Genomic DNA, 732 nt, shown 5'->3' on the forward strand with positions numbered 1-732 from the left:
TCGCAAAGTCAGAAAGAACATGCTAATAGAAGAAGCAAAGAAAAAAGAAATAGAACAGGCACCGGTGGAACGTCCCGTTTATTGGTGCCCGCGAGAAAACAGACCAATTGGTAGAGAACAAGAGCGTGTTACTGCTCCTACGAAGGAAATCACCTTAGAAAAAGATGTAGCAAGTATATACGATTTAGTTGCTACATCGGTTCAAAAGAATCTGTGTGAAGAAGCGAGTAACAAATTTGAACAGGAAATTGAAGCTGTAGAAGAAGTGGAGTATGTTGAAGATTTTCACCATACTCCTGCTTCTGAAGCAGTATATGATATCCCATTCCTGAGTGATGAGGACATACCGTTTCCAAGCGATATGGATACACCAGAGGAATTCTTAGGATATGAAGATACATTTCCAGAACTAGAACAACTGCCGGTTTCAGCAGAAACAGAACTTATCCTTCCTGTTCAACAAGAAGTATCAGAAGTGCAGGATGGGAATGTGGTAAAGTGGACCGCAAAAGTGATAGAACGAGAACAAGGACTGACACGTGTGATGAATATGTCTAATAGGAAGCGCTATTGGATACATACAGAGGGAGAGATATTACCAGAAAATAAACTATTGTATATAGAATTAGAGGTCGATTCAACTTATTCCTATACATTAGTTGGGTGGAGTGATAGACAACTAGGGAGTATATAAATCTATTTCCTAGTTGGTATTTTCTTAGTTATATAGCA

General features: G+C 38.9%; 1 protein-coding gene. It reads left to right on the forward strand.

Features of this window, described 5'->3' with window-relative positions; translation table 11 throughout:
- A partial coding sequence (locus tag MR155_RS32525; RefSeq protein ID WP_313897572.1) for a transposase occupies positions 1-694 on the forward strand: 694 nt, incomplete at its 5' end.
- Between the last annotated feature and the right edge of the window lie 38 nt (positions 695-732).

Origin of the sequence: Bacillus cereus group sp. BfR-BA-01331, from assembly GCF_022663915.1 — a bacterium.
In the GTDB taxonomy this organism is placed as follows: Bacteria; Bacillota; Bacilli; order Bacillales; family Bacillaceae_G; genus Bacillus_A; species Bacillus_A mycoides.